This is a genomic window from Arthrobacter sp. 260, assembly GCF_013116745.1.
Classification (GTDB): Bacteria; Actinomycetota; Actinomycetes; order Actinomycetales; family Micrococcaceae; genus Arthrobacter_D.
This window is the reverse complement of sequence record NZ_JABFOE010000004.1, coordinates 174,241-191,120: the sequence shown is the minus strand read 5'-3', so window position 1 is coordinate 191,120 and position 16,880 is coordinate 174,241. Positions and strand designations below refer to the sequence as shown.

Genomic DNA, 16,880 nt, shown 5'->3' with positions numbered 1-16,880 from the left:
TGCTGAGGATGTGATGCGCAATACCTAGTGAACTCTATGGTGCCATGTTGGATTGTGGCCTGCTCAATAGCCGCGAAACAAATTCTTCCGCGTCAGCCGACGCGGCGAACAATTCCCTGGTCAGCGCGGCGGTGCCCCGCAGTGGTTCCCGGGTCTGGATCCGTTGCAGGCGCCGCTGGGAGGGGAGTTCAAAGATGATTGAATCCCAGCTGGCACCCACCACCTCCCGCGGGAAGCTGCTGATGCAGTGCCCCCTGAAGTAGGCCCGGGTGTCCTCCGGTGGGTTCGAGACGGCGGCGGAGACCTGCTCGTCGTTGACCAGCCGGTCGATGTCACCCCTCGCTGACAATCGGTGGTAGATGCTCTTCTCCGGTCGCAGGTCCGAGTACTGGAGGTCCACCAGGGCCAGCCGCGGGTCGTCCCACGCCATCCCGTCGCGACTCCGGTACGCCTCGAGGACCTTGAGTTTCGCCACCCAGTCGAGCTGCCCTGCCGCGTCGAGGGGGTTTCCACGCAGCACATCGATCAACGACCCCCACCGGTGCAGCAGATCTGCGCTTTGCGGGTCGGTGCCGCCCTGCCGGTCGGACTCGCGGAGGCAGGCGTCGAGGTACATTTCCTGCACATCCAGTGCTGTCACCGAGCGGCCATCCACCAGCCTGACGCGGTGCTTCAGGGTGGGATCGTGACTGACCGCCTGCAGTTCGCGGACCGGATCGTGGATTTCCGGGACCGGGGCATTCTGCCGGTCAATCAGGGACAGCACCAGCGACGTGGTCCCCATCTTGAGGTAGTTGGACGTCTCGCTGAGGTTCGCGTCCCCAATGATCACGTGCAGGCGCCGGTATTTTTCTGCTACGGCGTGCGGCTCGTCCCGGGTATTGATGATGGGACGCCGGACTGTGGTTTCCAGCCCGATCTCGTTTTCGAAGAAGTCGGCCCGCTGGCTGAGCTGGAACCCGGGTGCCTGGTTGAACGCCCCGATACCGACCCGGCCTGACCCGCAGAGGGTCTGTCGCGTGACGAAGAACGGGATCAGTACCGCGGCGAGGTGGTGGAACGGGACACTGCGGGGCACCAGGTAGTTCTCGTGCGAGCCGTAGGACACGCTCTTGTTGTCGGTGTTGTTCTTGTACAGGTGGACGGGGGCGAAGCCCGGGGTGGCGGCGATCCGCCGCATCGCCGTCAGGGCGACGGCGTCGCCGGCACGGTCCCAGAGGACCGCGTCCAGGGGGTTGGTCACTTCCGGAGACGAGTATTCGGGGTGTGCGTGGTCGACGTAGAGCCGGGCACCATTGTTCAGCACCAGATTCATCAGCACCGCGGAGTCCAGGGGGCCGACGTCGTCGAGCGGCGGGTCCACCATGGCGACCTGTTCAGCGGTCAGGACCGGTGGGGTGTCGGTCAGCTGGGACGGATCGGCTGAGTGCCGGGCCTGGTGCCAACCCCGCGCGTCCGCCAGCGGGGCCTCGTCGGTGTAGTCCCACCGGGTGCCCGCCAGGTTGCCGAGACCTTCGCGGAGGGTCGCTGCGTACGCGTTGACCACCTGCGAGGACAGGATGGTGGCGTTCGCGTCCGGGATGGACGGGGCGATGATGCCGTACTCGGTTTCGGTGCCCATCACGCGGTGGGCGGAGAACCGTTCAGGGTCGAGGACAGAGGGATCGGTCGGCGGTCCGGCTGGTGTCACAGATACTGTCCGGTGTTGGCAGTGGTTTCGATGGTCTTCCCAGGTTCCTGGCCCGCCTTGCCCTGCACGATGGTGCGGATATAGGTGATCCGCTCCCCCTTCTTCCCGGAGATCCGCGCCCAGTCGTCCGGGTTGGTGGTGTTGGGAAGATCCTCGTGCTCGCGGAATTCGTCGACGACGGCGCGCAGGAAATGCTCGATCCGCAGACCCTTCTGGTTGTCCAGCAGCAGGTCCTTGATCGCGTATTTCTTCGCCCGGTCGACCACATTCTGGATGACAGCCCCCGAGTTGAAATCCTTGAAGTAGAGCATCTCGGTGTCCCCGTTGGCGTAGGTCACCTCAAGATATTCATTCGATTTCTCGGTGGAGTACATTTTCTCGACAGTGCGCCGGATGATTGCCTGTACCGTGGCGGCACGGCTGCCGCCGTGCTCGCCCAGGTCGTCGGCGTGCAGGGGCAGATTCTCGGTGATGTACTTGCCGAAAATCTCTGCAGCTCCCTCCGCGTCGGGGCGGTGGATCTTGATCTTCACGTCCAGCCGGCCGGGCCGGAGAATCGCCGGGTCGATCATGTCTTCCCGGTTGGACGCACCGATCACAATGACGTTCTCCAGCTTCTCGACGCCGTCGATCTCGCTGAGCAACTGCGGAACGATGGTGGTCTCGACGTCGGAGGACACGCCGGTGCCCCGGGTCCTAAAGAGGGAGTCCATCTCGTCGAAGAACACCACGACAGGGCTGCCGTCCGACGCCTTCTCGCGGGCGCGGGCGAAGATCAGCCGGATGTGGCGTTCCGTTTCACCGACATACTTGTCCAGCAGCTCCGGGCCCTTGATGTTCAGGAAGTAGCTCCGGGTTTCGCTGGACCCGGTCCGTTCCATCACCCGTGCGGCCAGGGAGTTCGCTACCGCCTTGGCGATGAGGGTCTTGCCGCAGCCCGGCGGGCCGTACAGCAGGATCCCCTTCGGGGCTTTCAGCCCGTGTTCCCGGTACAGGTCCGGGTGCAGGAACGGTAGTTCGACGGCGTCACGGATCTGTTCAATCTGGGGGCCGAGGCCGCCAATGTCCTCGTAGGCGATGTCCGGTACCTCTTCGAGGACCAGGTTTTCCACTTCGCTGCGCGGGATTTTCTCCAGCGCATACCCGGACCGGTTGTCGACAGAGAGGGCGTCGCCGACGCGGATCCGCTCCGCCTGGAGGGGCCCGTTCAGCCGAACCACCCGCTCCTCGTCGGCGCGTCCGATGACGAGGGCACGGTCGGAGCCCAGCAGTTCCTTGACAGTCACCAGTTCGCCGGCCCGCTCGAAGGCCAGGCCTGCGACGATGGTGAGGGATTCGTTCAGCAGCACCTCCTGGCCGGGCATCAGCTGCGCCAGGTTGATCAGGGGGCTCACGGCGACCCGGAGTTTCCTGCCGGACTGCAGGATGTCGGCGCTCTCCTGGGAGGTGGCCGCCGCCGTTGACCCCGGCTCCGTAGCCCGCTGGGCATTGATCTGGATGATCGTGCCGAAGCTGAACGGTGTGGCCCCCTCATTCTCGAGGGCGCCCTTGAGCCGCACGATCTCGGCCCGCGCGGTTTCGAGAGCGGCCACCAGTTTGGTGTTGTTCTGGGCCGCGGACGCGAGCTGCCGGTCGATGTTGCGCAACCGGTCCCGCAGGACGTTCAACTGGCGCTGGGTCGCCGCCAGCTGGCTGGCCGCCGCACCGGCCTGATGCGCTTCGCCAGCCGATGGTTCCGTTGGATCAACGTTCTCGAAGTCAGCCATGCGTATCGCCACCTTCAGTGCTTGGTTATTGCTCTCCTTCGACCATAGCGCAGAGCGCCGGGTAATACCTGAAAGTCGGCTGCATGAGGGGCGTCGGCTACTGGCCGGAAGGCTCGTCCGGCGTCCGCAGGTTGTCGGCTGCGACCTGGTCGCGGCGGGCCTGGGCCTCGTCGGCTGGCAGTGCGCCGCGCTGGATGGTGGAACTGGCGTCACGGGCGACCCTCCGCAGCCGCTTGTCGGAGACCTCACGTTCGCCGACCGCCTGCGGGGTCCAGGCGTTGAGGTCCTCGGCGCTGAAATCGGTTTTGGAGGGACGCCGCTTGGTGGTCAGGCCGGTGACCCCGTGTGCCAGGCGGCGGGTGATCAGCAGGAAGCCGGTGTGTGCCACCATCCGGTGATCGGGCCGCACAGCGAGTCCTTCAAGGTGCCAGCCGCGCACCATCGACTCCCAGCCGTCCGGTTCGGTGAACCGGCCGTCAGCCCGGATCGCTTCAGCCGTCCGGGACAGCTGGGTCACGGTGGCCACGTAGCTGATCCAGACACCGCCGGGGGCGAGCACCGTGGCGACGGCGTCCAGGCACTCCCACGGGGCGAGCATGTCGAGGACCACCCGGTCGACGCTTCCCGGTTCTTCCTGCTCGACCACTTGTTCCTGGAAATCTCCCAGGGAGATTTTCCAGGCCGGGTGGGGGCCGCCGAAAATTGTTTCGACGTTGCCTTGAGCGATGTCGGCGAATTCGGAGCGGCGTTCAAAAGAGTGGAGGTAACCGGCGTCGCCGACGGCCCGGAGGAGAGAGATGGACAGCGCCCCCGACCCGACACCAGCCTCGACCACGCGGGCCCCCGGGTAGATGTCCGCCATGGTGATGATCTGTCCCGCGTCCTTGGGGTAGACCACTGCGGCCCCGCGCGGCATGGACAGGACAAAGTCGGAGAGCAGCGGGCGCAGCGCCTGGTAGAGCTGGCCGCTGGTGTTTTCGAGGACCGTGCCCTCGAGGGAACCAATCAGCCCGTCATGCAGCAGGAACCCCTTGTGGGTGTGGAACGCGCCGCCAGGGGTCAGGGTGATGGTGTTCATCCTGCCCTTCTCGTCGGTCAGCTGTACTCGCTCACCCGCGCGGAACGGGCCCCGGCGGGCGGCGGCACCGTGGGGTGGGTGGTCCGCGGGGGTGGTTCCGGGGGTGTTCATCGTCGATTGTCCTTAGCTCGTGGGGTGGTGGGTGCGCGCCGTCGGCGGCGGTTTAGGAATGCTGGCCGGGATGGGGTTTGCCGGTGATCGCCGAGATGACGGTCGCCTGGTGCAGCAGACCGGTGACGCGGCCCTGGCGGTCGATGACCGCGTATTCGCTGCCGGGCAGTTTCGCCAGGAACTGGACCAGCTCCTGGCCCTGCGCCGACTCGGGGACGTAGGCGCCAGGGGAAAGGGCCCGGGCCACGGCATTGATCGGGGTCCTGTCCGCCGCGTCGTCGGGCACGCTGAGCATTGCGCCGGTGTCCACGACAGCCTCGGGCACCCCGGTGGCACCCGTGAGGACAACCGCCGCTCCCGGGTTATCCCGGACGAGCCGGCGGACGGCCTGCACCGTCGTTCCAGCGGCGATACTCAGAGCGGGCTGCTTCAGTCGTCCCGCGCTGACCTCGGGTAGGCGCAGGCGCATCTGTGCGTTGCGGATGGCGGCAGTCGCCCCCATCCAGAGGAACGCGCCCATCACGGCGGCGATGATGACGACCGTCAGGTCCGGGGTGCCACCGGCCAGCAGGGGCAGGCCGAGCACGGCAACGACGAGGAGGATGACGATGAGCCGGCCAGCCCAGCCCGCGGCGACCGTTCCCTTGTCCTGATTGCCGGTAGCCTTCCAGACCGCCGACTCAACGATCCGGCCGCCGTCAAGGGGAAGGCCGGGCAACACGTTGAACACGGCGACCAAGAGGTTGGCCCAGACAAAGATGTCGGCAAGCAAGCGCCCCACCGACTGTGGTTCGAACAGTGGGAGGGCGAGCCAGCCGCCGAGCGCCAGAAGGAAGTTTGCGGCAGGCCCGGCCAGCGCGACGATCAGGGAACGGCCGGGGCTGGCATTAAAGTGTTCAAACTGCGTGTGTCCGCCCCAGAGGTTCAGCACTATGCGGGCGGTCGGCCAGCCGAAGACGCGCGCCGACAGGGCGTGGGCCAGCTCATGGACCAGGACTGATGCGGCGAGCAGCAGCGCGTAACTCAGGGCCACCCCGTAGGCGCCGAACCCGATCCCGGGGAACGCGCGTTCCACCTGGGGTCCGAAGACCATCACCACGAAGACGGCGATGATGAACCAGGACCAGGCCAGCACAATGGGGATCCCCCACAACCGGCCCAGCGACAGCCCTTCGCGCCGCTGCAACGCCTGGGGTTCGGGTGAGGTCACAGGGCGGCCTGTCCCACGGGGGCTCCGCGGTGGCCGAGGACCAACCGGGTGAGGTCGGCGACCGTCCGGTTTGCCAGGGTGGGCCACTCGTACCAGCCGCGATCCGTGGGCAAGGGGCCCATGTGCGGTACGGCGAGGGCCACCAGCCCGGCGGCTTCGGCGGAGGTGGCGCCCGGAAGGGAGTCTTCGATGGCCACCACGCGGTGCTTCATCAGGGCCCCGTCGGCCCCGCCGAGGGCGTCGAAGGCCAGCTGGTAAGGCTCGGGGTCGGGCTTGCCCTGCTGGACCATATCCCCGGTGACCAGGAAATCGAAGGTGCCCGGTGGGAGCTGACGCACCACTTCGTCGGCCAGGGGCCTCTCGGACATGGTGACCATGGCGCACGGAATGCCCTGCGCCACGAGTTCCGCGAGCAGTTCGCGTGCTCCCGGGCGCCAGGGGGCGGATTCAGCTACCCGGGCCTCTACCTCGGCGATGAGGTGGTCGATGATGTCACGGATGGACAGGGCGACGCCCGCTTCCTGCAACGCACCAGCCGAGAAGGACAGTGCCTGACCTACCAGGGCCTCGGCCTGGGTGGTGGACCAGGTGCCGCCATGCGCCGCGACCAGATCCTTCTCTGCCTGGATCCAGTAAGGCTCAGTGTCGACAATCGTGCCGTCCATGTCCCAGAGCACCGCCTGAAGCAGCCCCTCCGGAAGGGCCCCGTCGTGCAGCTCCCCTGCGTTCTCGCGGGTTGCCTGTCCGGAAATCGGCGCAGCTGTACTGGGATCGGATGTAGCCATGGGTCCAGTCTACGGGGCCTGTCCGCGCGGTAACGGCTCCTTTGGCTCTGCGCGAAGCGCCAGTCAATACCTGCCAACACCGCGTGGTGAGGTTTAGGGTGAAGTGGTGAGTACCTTTGATGAGAGCGTCCAGCCCGGAGTCCGTGGCCTTTTCGAGGATAGTGCTGTGCCCGATCGTAGGGTGACGATTATGCTGGCCGCCTTCGAAGGCTGGAACGACGCCGGTGAAGCGGCCAGTGACGCCCTGAAGTTCATGGGCAGGTACTGGGGCAGCGAAAAGGTCGCGACGATCGACGCCGATGAGTTCTACGACTTCCAGTTCACCCGCCCCGTGGTGTCACGGAACTCCAAGGGCCAGCGCAAGATCAAATGGCCCACCACCCGGATCAGCAAGGCATCGGTTCCTGACACCAACGTGGACCTGATCCTGGTCCACGGGGTGGAACCGTCCTACAAGTGGCGCGCCTACACCGCGGAGCTGATTGCCTCCGCCAAGGAACTGGACGTCGACTGCATCATCCTGGTCGGTGCGCTCCTCGCCGATGTTCCGCACACCCGCCCCATCCCGGTCACCGTCACGTCGGACGATGAACTGGTCCGGGAAAACCTCAACGTCGAGCCCTCCACCTACGAGGGGCCCATCGGGATTGTCGGAGTGCTCAGCGAGGTCGGTTTGCTCGCCGATATTCCGACCCTGTCCCTCTGGGCAGCGGTGCCCCACTATGTGGGGCAGTCCCCCTCGCCCAAGGCGCAGCTGGCGCTGTTAAACCGGCTCGAGGAGATGCTTCACCTGTCACTGGACATGCACCTGCTGGTGGAGGAGTCGGAGGCGTGGGAGCGCGGTGTCGACGAGCTGGCCATCGAGGATCCCGAGGTGGCTGCCTACGTGCGCCAGCTAGAGGAAGCGAAGGACACCGCCGAACTTCCCGAGGCCAGCGGGGAATCGATCGCCCGCGAGTTCGAGCGGTACCTCAAGAAGCGCCGCAAGGACTGACCTCTCGGCGTCCCTGATACCCAGCTCTGACGAGGGGGCCTGCTTTTCAGTGCCCCCACCCAGGCCCGAACGGTTGTTCGTCGGGCCCAGGCTCGCCGGTTACCTGGTGAGCCGGATGCCCAGGAGGGCGTCCAGGGCAGCGACGACGGCATCCGCACCGTCAGCTGTGCCACCGGTCCCGGGGGCGACTGCTGCCCACCGGTCGACGGCCGCGACGGCGGCCGGGGCGTCGAGATCGTTGGCCAGCGCGCTACGCAACTCCTGGGTAAGCGCTGCCGCCGATTCCGTGGTGGCGGAGCCCAGCGCGAGGCGCCAGCTGGCCAGCTGGTCCTGCGCGCGGGGAATCACCTTGTCGGTCCAGGACCAGTCGGAGCGGTAGTGATGGTTCAGGATCGCGAGCCGGATGGCCGCGGGGTCGATCCCGTCGCGGCGCAGGGTGGACACCAGCACCAGGTTGCCACGGGACTTGCTCATCTTCTCGCCGTCGAGCCCCACCATCCCGGCATGGGCGTAGTGACGGGCCAGCGGGGTGCCGGTGGCCGCTTCAGCGTGGGCAGCACTCATTTCGTGGTGAGGGAACACCAGGTCGGAGCCTCCGGCCTGCACGGTGAAGGGCAGGTTCAGGAACCGCTGGGCGATCACCGCGCATTCGATGTGCCAGCCGGGCCGTCCCCGACCGAGGGTGTTGCCGTCCCAGTCCGGCTCGCCGGTCCGGGCAACCCGCCACAGCAGGGGGTCCATCGGGTGCCGCTTGCCCGGCCGTTCCGGGTCGCCACCGCGTTCGGCAAAGAGCCCGGTCATTTCGTCTTCCCCGAGGTGGGACACCGCTCCGAGGAACCACGCTTCGGGACCCGATAGCGCATCCCGCGCGGCGTTCACTGAAAAGTAGATATCGCCGTCGGGATCGGAGCCGTCGCCCGCCACCGGGTACGCGATGCCGCGCTCCAACAGGGATTCAATCACCGGCACGATCCATTCGATGGACTCGACCGCCCCGATATAGTGCTCAGGTGGGATGACGTTCAGCTCGTACATGTCTTCACGGAACAGATCGGTCTGCGCGGTGGCCAGGTCCATCCAGTCCACCCCGGTGGCGGTTGCCCGCTCCAGCAAAGGGTCGTCAATGTCGGTGACGTTCTGGACATAATTTACGACGGCACCGGAATCCCGCCACAGACGGTTCAGGAGATCGAACGCGACATACGTGGCTGCGTGACCCATATGGGTAGCGTCATACGGGGTAATTCCGCAGACATAAAGTCCTTGCCCGGGTTCGGGCGGCAGGGTCACCAGCTGCTGCTGTTTGGTGTCGTACAGGCCGATGCTGGCGGTTTGGCCAGGCAGGGCAGGAATAGGTCGAGAGTTCCACGCAATCACGTCTTCTACAATACGTTCTCCGCCGGGCGCGCCAGACCAGTGGGGTCCGGTCTGGCCCTGGTCAGGGCTTGGTCCAGGGGTTGGCTCAGGGGTTGATAATGCCGAATCCGAGCAGCAGGAACAGCGCCAGCCCCAGCAGGATCCGGTACCAGACGAAGAGCCCATAGCTGCGGGTCGAAACGAATTTGAGGAACCAGCCGATGATGACGAAACCGACCACGAACGCAATCCCCGTGGCCAGGGCCGTCTCCCCCAGACCGTAGGGACCGGGTTCGTCGAAGCTTTTGACGAGCTGGAAGAACCCGCTGGCGAAGACCGCGGGGATCGCCAGCAGGAAGGAGTAGCGGGCTGCGGCCTCACGGTTGTAGCCCATGAACAGGCCGGCCGTGATGGTGCCACCCGACCGGGACACCCCGGGGATCAGGGCCAGTGCCTGGGCGAAACCGTAGAAGATGCCGTGCCGGAAGGTTAGCTGCTCCAGCGTGCGGTCCTGTTTGCCGACGGCGTCGGCGACAGCCAGGATCAACCCGAACACGATCAGCATGGTCGCGGTCAGCCACATGCTGCGCAGTGTGCTCTCGATCTGGTCCTGGAACAGTAACCCGAGAATGCCGATGGGGAGGCTGCCGAGGATTACCAGCCAGCCCATCTTCACATCCGGGTCACTGGAGGGGACCTTTCCAACGAGCGATCCGGTCCAGGCCTTGATGATCCGGACAATGTCCCGCCAGAAGAACACCACCACCGCCGTCTCGGTGCCCAGCTGGGTGATCGCGGTGAACGCGGCACCCGGATCCTGGGCGTTGGGCAGGAACTCGCCAACGATGCGCAGGTGGGCGCTGGAAGAGATGGGGAGAAATTCTGTCAGGCCCTGCACCAGGCCCAGGATGGCAGCTTCGATCCAATTCACATCTAAGACCTTAGAGCACCCACCTGCCAAGGGCCGGGAGGCTGCCGACCAGCCGGAGGCTTTAGGCTTACCGTATGCAGTGGCAAAACGTGGGCAGCAGCGGACTGACGGTATCCCGTGTGGGATTGGGCACCATGACCTGGGGTCAGGATGCGGACGAGGAAACGGCCCGTGAACAGCTACGACTGTTCACCGAGGCCGGCGGCACGCTGGTCGGCACCGCGGCCCGCTACTCGGATGGCCGGGCGGAGGCGATGCTGGGAGACCTGATCGGAGACCTTGTCGCCCGTTCCGAGCTGGTCCTCGCCGTGCAGGGCGGGCTTACCCGCTCCCACGGAGGTGTCCGCCGTGCCGATGCCTCCCGCAAGGGGCTGCTCGACTCCCTCGATGCCTCACTGGCCCGGCTCGGGACTGACCACGTGGACTTATGGCTGGCGCCGGTCCGGCAGGCCGGAGTGCCGCTGGAGGAGACGCTCAGTGCGCTGGAAGTCGCCTACCGTACCGGGCGCGCCCGGTACGTCGGGGTGTCCAACCAGGCTGGCTGGGAGCTGGCCCTCGCGGCGGCGTCCGCCGGTTTCCCGGTCGTTGCTCACGAGGCCGAGTACTCGCTGTTGAACCGCACTGTGGAGCGGGAAGCCACACCTGCCGCACTGGCCCTGGGTGTGGGGGTACTCGCCTGGGCTCCCTTGGGCCGCGGCGTGCTGACCGGCAAGTACAGGGGGCAGACCCCAGCGGATTCCCGGGCGGCGTCGGACCTGTGGGCGCCCTACGTGGAGCCATATCTCACCGGCCGACCGCACCGCGTCGTTGAGGCGGTGGTGACTGCGGCGAAGGGCCTGGATCTGGCGCCGCTGGAGGTTGCCCTGCGCTGGGTGATGCACCGGCCCACCGTGGCCGCCGCGCTCGTCGGGGCCAGGACCAGCCATCAACTCAAGGATGTGCTCGCCGCGGCGCAGGAGCCGCTGCCGCAGCAGATCTCCGAGGTACTCAATGAAGTGTCGGCGCCGTCCTAGGATTCGTCGTCGTCGTCGTCGCCCTCTTCATAGATGACCAGCGGGGTCACTTCCCCGTGGGCGTCGTACAGGACTTCCTCGTAGGTATCGAAGGCGTCGGCGATGGCGAGGTAGGCGGCCTCCACGGCAGGGTCCTCCTCACCGCGACGGGACGCGGCCGCGTTAAGATGCTCCTCAAGCGCCGAAACCAGGGTTTGGAGCGCGACACGCGGATCAATACTCATGGGTAGACGTTATCGGTAAAGTGGTCAAAATTGGAGGAAAATGCGCGAACAATTTCTGAACGCAACGACAGCGCCAAAGCGCGACGTCGGACGCCGCTACGAGTACCTGGTACTGACTGTCAACGCGGGCGAGCCGATCAACGCCGCACGTCAGGCGCTCACCGAACACGCCGAGTACGGCAAGTGGGAGCTGGAGCGCAGCTGCATCTACATCGGCGGCGGGCGCCGCTACTGGATGCGCCGCAAGGTGATGCGGGTGGAGCGCACGGCGTAGGACGCCAGGGCCGCTACCCGTCCTCCAGCGGGCCGAGCCAGGCGGTCGCCACAGTCCGGTGAGCGGACTCGGTGGACGACGGATGGTACTGGCCCGCGAGCACGTCGCGGTGCAGCCGGCCGATCTCGCTTCCAGTCCGGAAGCCCTGCCCTCCCGCCAGATGCAAGGCGGCGTCAGTGACCTCGCGGGCCACCCCCGTAGCGCGCAACTTCAATCCGACCAGCTTCGCGAACCAGCGGGCGCCGTGGTCGGTGCCGGCGTCAAGGTCCCGTGCCACTGACTGCAGCTGCGCGTCGAGCGAATCCATCGCCATCGCTGCGTCAGCAACCTGCCAACGGACCTCAGGGGTCTGTGCCAGTGGTAGCCCCTTGCCGGTGGTCCGCTGATTGGCGGACTCGATCGCCAACGCCAGCGACCGGTCGCCGATTCCCGTGTACACCGCCGACAGAAGCGTCTCAAACGCCGCGAAGATGGCGAACACCAGTGGGTCGGCGTTTGGGCCGACGGGCAGGTGCCTGAAGATCCGTTCGGCGGGGACGACGACGTCGTCGAGCCGGGTGGTGTGGGACTGGCTGGCACGCATCCCGAGGGTGTCCCAGTCCTGCGCCGTGTGCACCCCGGGTGTCCCCCGGGTCACGAAGCCGTGTACCAGCTGCTCGGCTCCGTCGGGGGTCGTGGTCTTGCCGAAAACTCCCAGGCGGGTCCAGGCCGGGGCGAGGCTGGTGAAGATCTTGGTACCCGTGAAGGAATACCCGCCGCCAGCCTGGGGCGCCGCAGTGGTGAGGGAATCGAAAAGGACCGCATCGTTGCCCGGCTCGGACAGCCCGAACGCGTACAGCTCCCCCTGGGCGGCCTCGCGGAGGACGAAGTCCAGGGAGGTATCACCCCGGCGCTGGAGGAGCAGCGCGACCCCTGTCCACACCAGGTGCATGTTGATGGCCAGTGCCGTGGCCGGCGCGGCCGATGCCAGACGCCGCTGGCAGGCGGCCGCCGCTTCGATGCCCAACCCACGGCCGCCGTCGTCAACAGCGGCCATCAGTGCCAGATAACCGGCCTCCCTGAGGTCGGCGAGGTCGGCGTGGAAGAACTCGTTCCGGGAGTCGTAGCCTGCGGCGCGCTCCCGGAACGTGTCGAGGAGGCTGTCCGGGAGGATGTCGGCTGGTGTGTCCACTGGGGTGTTCGCCGTCGGTCCTAGTAGGTGGTGAGCAGGCGGTTGAGGACGCGTGAGCCGAACTTGAGGGACTCAGTGGGGACCCGCTCGTCGACCCCGTGGAACATCCCGGTGAAGTCGAGTTCGTCCGGGAGTTGGAGGGGGGCGAAGCCGTAACCGGTAATGCCCAGGCGGCTGAGCGACTTGTTGTCGGTGCCGCCGGACAGCGTGTAGGGCAGGACCTTGGCGCCCGGATCCTGGCTGTGGAGGGCATCGATCATTGAGTCGACCAGGTTTCCGGCGAAAGGCACCTCGAGGGAGACGTCCTTGTGGTCGTAGGTGACGTCGACGCCGTCGCCCGCTAGTTCCTTGATGGTGGCGAGGACCTGCTCCTCCTGGCCGGGAAGGGTCCGCACATCGATCAGGGCCTCGGCGGTGCCGGGGATGACGTTGTGCTTGTAGCCGCTCTTGAGCACCGTCGGGTTAGAGGTGTTCTGCAGCGTTGCACCCACGAAACGCGCGACGGTGCCGAGTTCGGCGAGCAGGGTGTCGGGGTTGTCGGCGTCGAATTCGACGCCCGTGAGTTCAGTCACACCCTCCAGGAACTGGCGGGTGGTGGGGGTCAGTTCAATTGGCCACTTGTACTCCCCCACCCGGGTGACGGCACGAGCGAGACGGGTCACCGCGTTGTCCGTGTTGATCTGTGAGCCGTGGCCGGCGCGGCCGTGAGCCACCAGGCGGAGCCAGGAAATGCCCTTCTCGGCGGTCTGCAGCAGGTAGGTTCGCTGTCCGCCGATGGTGGCGGAGAAGCCGCCGACCTCGGAGATGGCCTCGGTAGCCCCGTCGAACAGCTCGGGCTTGTTGTCAACGAGCCAGGAGGCTCCGTACTTGCCGCCGGCCTCCTCGTCGGCGAAGAAGCCGAAGATCAGGTCGCGCTTGGGCTGGATCTTCTCGCGCTGCATGCCGCGGAGGACCGAGAGGATCATCGCGTCCATATCCTTCATGTCCACGGCGCCGCGGCCCCAGATGAGCCCGTCCTTCTCCTCGCCGCTGAAGGGGTCGACCGTCCAGTCTTCCTTCTGGGCGGGGACGACGTCGAGGTGGCCGTGCACCACGAGGGCGGGCAGGGACGGATCGGATCCGGGCATCCGTGCAATCACCGATGCGCGGCCGGGCTCGGACTCGAAGATCTGCGTCCCCAGTCCGACTTCCTCGATCAGGCCCGCCGTGTACTCCGCTGCCGCTCGTTCGCCAGGGCCAACATTGTCGCCATAGTTGGAGGTGTCAATGCGGATGAGTTCCTGGCAGATGCGGACAACTTCGTCTTCGGGCAAGATGTTCGTCACGTGGGGCCTCCTGAGGCAACTGGTCTGTTCCACCAGCCTAACCACTTTGGCTCGGACCCCTGCTGAGGGTGCCGATTAAACTCTTGGGCCTTCATCGTGTTAGAGTTTTTTTCGCTGCTTCCGAGGGTTTGAGCCACGGAAAACATCACCTGCGCGGGTGGCGGAATGGCAGACGCGCTAGCTTGAGGTGCTAGTCCTCTAACGAGGGTGGGGGTTCAAGTCCCCCTCCGCGCACAATGAGAAAACCCCGGTTCGCCGGGGTTTTTTTGTGCCCACAATCAGGCGGGCCCTGTCTCGGACGCGCGACCTCATCTGATTCCCACACGGGCGACCGGTGACCGGGCCAGGAGCAGCGCCCAACCACCGGCGACCCCGATGGCGAGCAGGACGATGACATAGCCAATCGCTGGGGCGCTCGGCCAGGTCAGCTCGTCGCCATACCGCAACAGGGCGAGGGCCTGCAGCATGACGAAGCTGACCGAGGTCAGGGCCACCGGACGGATAGCCCGACGATCGTTGCTGAACTGACCCTGCGCGGCCGACCACCCCAGACCCACGAGCCACGCCCCGATCGCCCTCGCGGTGAGCTCGGACAGGCTCCACGGCCACCACGCGGCGGCAAAAGTGGGTACGGCCAAGAGCGCCACGCCGTAGATCAGCAAAAAACCGGCGATTACCGCCATAAATAACCGCAACCCACGAGGTAGCACCGGCCGACCTGCCTCGATGGATCTCCGGGAAGGGCCGAGGGACCGGATCTGGATCAAGCTGATGACAAGCATCGCCACGGGCACCAGGGCATAGATTGCCAGCCACGCCCATGCGGCGACCTGGGCCAGTGTGCCGTTGTTCGACGACAGGTGAAATCGATCGAGGTGCAGCAGGGTGACTCCAAGGGTCAACGTCGTGAAGATGAATACTGGCCAGACCGCCAGCTTTGCTGAGTCCCATGACATTGAGCGGGCACCCGCTATTTCCAGGCCCGCAGCCGACCAGTATGCCGCCCCGAGGAAGACTGCGGTCATGGGTGGGTCGACTGTCCACGCGAACCATTCCGCAGTCCGGAGCGGAAAGACGAACAGCACCAGCCCAGCGAGGAATACCAGGAATGCGGCGACGTAGAGTAGCCGACGCATCGCTGGAATTACCGCGGTGACCTCACCTGGAGTGGACATCCCTGCGCTGATCTACGGGTTCGGTCTCCTCGCTGGGCGACGGGTGTGTGGGCGGCTTGGAGTGTTCGGCCAGATAGGTGTGAAGCATCGAGACCACGGTGGCCCCGTCCCCCACTGCAGTGGCAACCCTTTTGATCGACCCGCGCCGCACGTCGCCGATCGCGAATATGCCCGGCAGACTGGTTTCCAGGGCCATCGGCTGCCTGGACAACTGGGCGTCGTCGGTGTCGTGATTGGCGCCAGTGAGCAGGAAGCCGGCCCCATCGCGTTTGACGGTGAGGGGCAGCCAGGAGGTCCTGGGCACCGAACCAATCAGCACGAACAAGCCGTTCGCTTCGATCTCTTCGTCCGTCGTCGGGACCGCGGTTCCGGGTGGGCCGACCTTGACGGCGGCAAGGAATCCGTCCTGATGACGGGCCCCAATGATCGTCGTGCTGCAGCGGATCACGACATTGCGGGTGGCCTCCAGCTGGGAGATGAGGTAGTCGGACATGCTGGCCGACAAGGTGGGTCCACGCACCAGCAGGATCACTTTTCTGGCGTACTTCGCCAGATGCAGAACCGCTTGCCCCGCCGAGTTGCCACCGCCCACCACACAGACTTGCTTTCCGGCCATCGAGGGCGCTTCAGACACCGTGGCCCCATAGAACACTCCCCTGCCGACCAGATCCTCCAGCTCGGGTATGCCGACGCGACGATAGTCCGCTCCGGTGGCCACCACCACTGTTCGGCACCGCACGACACTGCCGTCCGAAATCGACACCTCGTACAGGTCTCCGGCTACGTTGAGCCCTTCTACCTTCCGCAGAAACAGGAAGTCGGCCCCCAAGGTCCAGGCTTGGTGAAACGAGCGATAGGCCAGGTGCGCGCCGCTCACGCCGCGGGAGAATCCGGGGTAATTGCGGATCAGCGAGCTTGTCCCGGCTTGGCCGCCGACCGCGTCCCCCTCGACCACCATGGTCGAAAGACCCTCGGAGGAGGCATACACAGCGGTCGCCAGGCCGGATGGACCGGCTCCCACCACAACCACGTCGAAAATTTTGCCCACCGGTGGCGGTTGCGTCACGCCTATCGCTTCCGCGATCTCCAGATCGCTGGGGTTCTCAAGGACCCGTGGTGAGGCGGTGAACTGCAACACCATGACCGGCAGTTCAGGGTTGTGGAGGCCAAGACTTTCCAGCGTGCCTGCTGCCGTCTCGGACCCGACCGGGTGGAAGCCCACCGGGATGTGGTTCCGGCTCAGGGAATCGCGCAACGCGTGAGTTCGTTCGTCGCCCATCTCGCCGATCAACCTGACCGCCTCGAATCCACTTCCCTGGGCTAGATGCCAGTCGTCGAGCGCATCGGTGATCGCCCCATGGAACTCTTCGTCGCGCACTCCCTGGGGTCGTATGATCACCAATTCGGCGTATCCCTGCGAGATCGCCTTGAATACCGTGGGGGCACTCTCAAAGTCTCCCCACGTCACAACGACGCCACGCTTGGCGGCCGGGTGATAGCCGTAGGCTCGGCGCAGAAATTCAAGACCGCCGCGGTCATCCGGTCCGTAGCAGCCGAGGATCAGGGCAACTGGGCGATTCCAGCGCCGGAGCCCCTCCAGCACCGCCCGACCGTGGGCGTGATCGGCGCAGAGCACCACCTCGTAGTCGGCCCCGTAGCGTCGACGTAACTCGTCTCCGAGAACGTGCGCCGAGACCGGGTCTGGGGTCGCTATCAACATGATCGGAGTTGAGGGGTCCATGGCCGCCGTCTTTCCGGTTCAAGGGTTCGGTGGCGA

At 65.9% G+C, this 16,880-nt stretch carries 15 protein-coding genes and 1 tRNA gene; 4 read left to right on the top strand and 12 right to left on the bottom strand.

Annotated features, from left to right (window positions below; all coding sequences use genetic code 11):
- Positions 1 to 34 precede the first annotated feature (34 nt).
- The 5 genes from dop to HMI57_RS06825 all read right to left on the bottom strand — a co-directional run bounded on the left by dop (position 35) and on the right by HMI57_RS06825 (position 6,640).
- The gene (gene dop, locus HMI57_RS06845) at positions 35 to 1,621 is read right to left on the bottom strand and encodes a depupylase/deamidase Dop (RefSeq protein ID WP_216607222.1); all 1,587 of its coding nucleotides are present in this window, start codon (positions 1,619 to 1,621) and stop codon (positions 35 to 37) included.
- A 65-nt stretch (positions 1,622 to 1,686) separates the two neighbouring features.
- A complete protein-coding gene (gene arc, locus HMI57_RS06840) occupies positions 1,687 to 3,378 on the bottom strand; it encodes a proteasome ATPase (protein WP_346655152.1) in 1,692 nt (563 codons plus the stop codon).
- 175 nt (positions 3,379 to 3,553) lie between these two features.
- Positions 3,554 to 4,645: a tRNA (adenine-N1)-methyltransferase gene (locus tag HMI57_RS06835; RefSeq protein ID WP_171585192.1), complete on the bottom strand. Its 1,092-nt coding sequence runs from the start codon at positions 4,643 to 4,645 to the stop codon at positions 3,554 to 3,556.
- A gap of 52 nt (positions 4,646 to 4,697) precedes the next feature.
- On the bottom strand, positions 4,698 to 5,855 hold the full coding sequence (locus HMI57_RS06830; RefSeq protein ID WP_171585191.1) for a site-2 protease family protein: 1,158 nt from the start codon (positions 5,853 to 5,855) through the stop codon (positions 4,698 to 4,700).
- On the bottom strand, positions 5,852 to 6,640 hold the full coding sequence (locus tag HMI57_RS06825) for an HAD family phosphatase (RefSeq protein ID WP_171585190.1): 789 nt from the start codon (positions 6,638 to 6,640) through the stop codon (positions 5,852 to 5,854). The genes HMI57_RS06830 and HMI57_RS06825 overlap by 4 nt, the downstream gene beginning before the upstream one ends.
- Before the next feature lie 166 nt (positions 6,641 to 6,806).
- On the opposite strand from HMI57_RS06825, the gene HMI57_RS06820 reads away from it, so the two are divergent.
- A complete protein-coding gene (locus tag HMI57_RS06820) occupies positions 6,807 to 7,634 on the top strand; it encodes a PAC2 family protein (RefSeq protein WP_346655151.1) in 828 nt (275 codons plus the stop codon).
- A 99-nt stretch (positions 7,635 to 7,733) separates the two neighbouring features.
- Here the strand turns inward: HMI57_RS06820 and mshC are convergent, their stop codons facing one another.
- Both mshC and HMI57_RS06810 read right to left on the bottom strand, forming a co-directional pair.
- Positions 7,734 to 9,011 (bottom strand): cysteine--1-D-myo-inosityl 2-amino-2-deoxy-alpha-D-glucopyranoside ligase, encoded by a 1,278-nt coding sequence (gene mshC / locus HMI57_RS06815; RefSeq protein ID WP_171585188.1) that lies wholly within the window; start codon positions 9,009 to 9,011, stop codon positions 7,734 to 7,736.
- 85 nt (positions 9,012 to 9,096) lie between these two features.
- Complete coding sequence (locus HMI57_RS06810; protein ID WP_171585187.1) at positions 9,097 to 9,921, bottom strand: undecaprenyl-diphosphate phosphatase; 825 nt, start codon at positions 9,919 to 9,921, stop codon at positions 9,097 to 9,099.
- Positions 9,922 to 9,995: 74 nt separating this feature from the next.
- On the opposite strand from HMI57_RS06810, the gene HMI57_RS06805 reads away from it, so the two are divergent.
- Positions 9,996 to 10,934 carry an aldo/keto reductase gene (locus tag HMI57_RS06805; protein ID WP_171585186.1) on the top strand — a complete coding sequence of 313 codons (939 nt, stop codon included), beginning with the start codon at positions 9,996 to 9,998 and terminating at the stop codon, positions 10,932 to 10,934.
- Here HMI57_RS06805 and HMI57_RS06800 read toward each other — a convergent pair.
- Entirely contained in the window at positions 10,931 to 11,158 is a 228-nt protein-coding gene (locus tag HMI57_RS06800) for a hypothetical protein (protein WP_171585185.1), read from the bottom strand. The genes HMI57_RS06805 and HMI57_RS06800 overlap by 4 nt on opposite strands.
- A gap of 40 nt (positions 11,159 to 11,198) precedes the next feature.
- On the opposite strand from HMI57_RS06800, the gene HMI57_RS06795 reads away from it, so the two are divergent.
- The gene (locus HMI57_RS06795) at positions 11,199 to 11,432 is read left to right on the top strand and encodes a DUF5703 family protein (RefSeq protein ID WP_171585184.1); all 234 of its coding nucleotides are present in this window, start codon (positions 11,199 to 11,201) and stop codon (positions 11,430 to 11,432) included.
- Between the two features lie 13 nt (positions 11,433 to 11,445).
- On the opposite strand, the gene HMI57_RS06790 is transcribed toward HMI57_RS06795, so the two are convergent.
- The gene (locus HMI57_RS06790; RefSeq protein WP_171585183.1) at positions 11,446 to 12,603 is read right to left on the bottom strand and encodes an acyl-CoA dehydrogenase family protein; all 1,158 of its coding nucleotides are present in this window, start codon (positions 12,601 to 12,603) and stop codon (positions 11,446 to 11,448) included.
- 20 nt (positions 12,604 to 12,623) lie between these two features.
- Complete coding sequence (locus HMI57_RS06785) at positions 12,624 to 13,928, bottom strand: M20/M25/M40 family metallo-hydrolase (RefSeq protein ID WP_171585182.1); 1,305 nt, start codon at positions 13,926 to 13,928, stop codon at positions 12,624 to 12,626.
- 151 nt (positions 13,929 to 14,079) lie between these two features.
- On the opposite strand from HMI57_RS06785, the gene HMI57_RS06780 reads away from it, so the two are divergent.
- Positions 14,080 to 14,162, top strand: a tRNA-Leu gene (locus tag HMI57_RS06780).
- A gap of 74 nt (positions 14,163 to 14,236) precedes the next feature.
- Here the strand turns inward: HMI57_RS06780 and HMI57_RS06775 are convergent.
- A complete protein-coding gene (locus HMI57_RS06775; protein WP_171585181.1) occupies positions 14,237 to 15,103 on the bottom strand; it encodes a hypothetical protein in 867 nt (288 codons plus the stop codon).
- The gene (locus HMI57_RS06770) at positions 15,087 to 16,844 is read right to left on the bottom strand and encodes an FAD-dependent oxidoreductase (RefSeq protein WP_171585180.1); all 1,758 of its coding nucleotides are present in this window, start codon (positions 16,842 to 16,844) and stop codon (positions 15,087 to 15,089) included. The genes HMI57_RS06775 and HMI57_RS06770 overlap by 17 nt, the downstream gene beginning before the upstream one ends.
- Positions 16,845 to 16,880: the final 36 nt, after the last annotated feature.

What these genes read in the sequence shown, in the direction of transcription:
- HMI57_RS06775 (WP_171585181.1), bottom strand. Translation starts at nt 15,103, where the DNA reads ATGTCCACTCCAGGTGAGGTCACCGCGGTAATTCCAGCGATGCGTCGG.
- HMI57_RS06800 (WP_171585185.1), bottom strand. Translation starts at nt 11,158, where the DNA reads ATGAGTATTGATCCGCGTGTCGCGCTCCAAACCCTGGTTTCGGCGCTT.
- HMI57_RS06770 (WP_171585180.1), bottom strand. Translation starts at nt 16,844, where the DNA reads ATGGACCCCTCAACTCCGATCATGTTGATAGCGACCCCAGACCCGGTC.
- dop (WP_216607222.1), bottom strand. Translation starts at nt 1,621, where the DNA reads ATGGGCACCGAAACCGAGTACGGCATCATCGCCCCGTCCATCCCGGAC.
- HMI57_RS06795 (WP_171585184.1), top strand. Translation starts at nt 11,199, where the DNA reads ATGCGCGAACAATTTCTGAACGCAACGACAGCGCCAAAGCGCGACGTC.
- HMI57_RS06835 (WP_171585192.1), bottom strand. Translation starts at nt 4,645, where the DNA reads ATGAACACCCCCGGAACCACCCCCGCGGACCACCCACCCCACGGTGCC.
- HMI57_RS06825 (WP_171585190.1), bottom strand. Translation starts at nt 6,640, where the DNA reads ATGGCTACATCCGATCCCAGTACAGCTGCGCCGATTTCCGGACAGGCA.
- HMI57_RS06805 (WP_171585186.1), top strand. Translation starts at nt 9,996, where the DNA reads ATGCAGTGGCAAAACGTGGGCAGCAGCGGACTGACGGTATCCCGTGTG.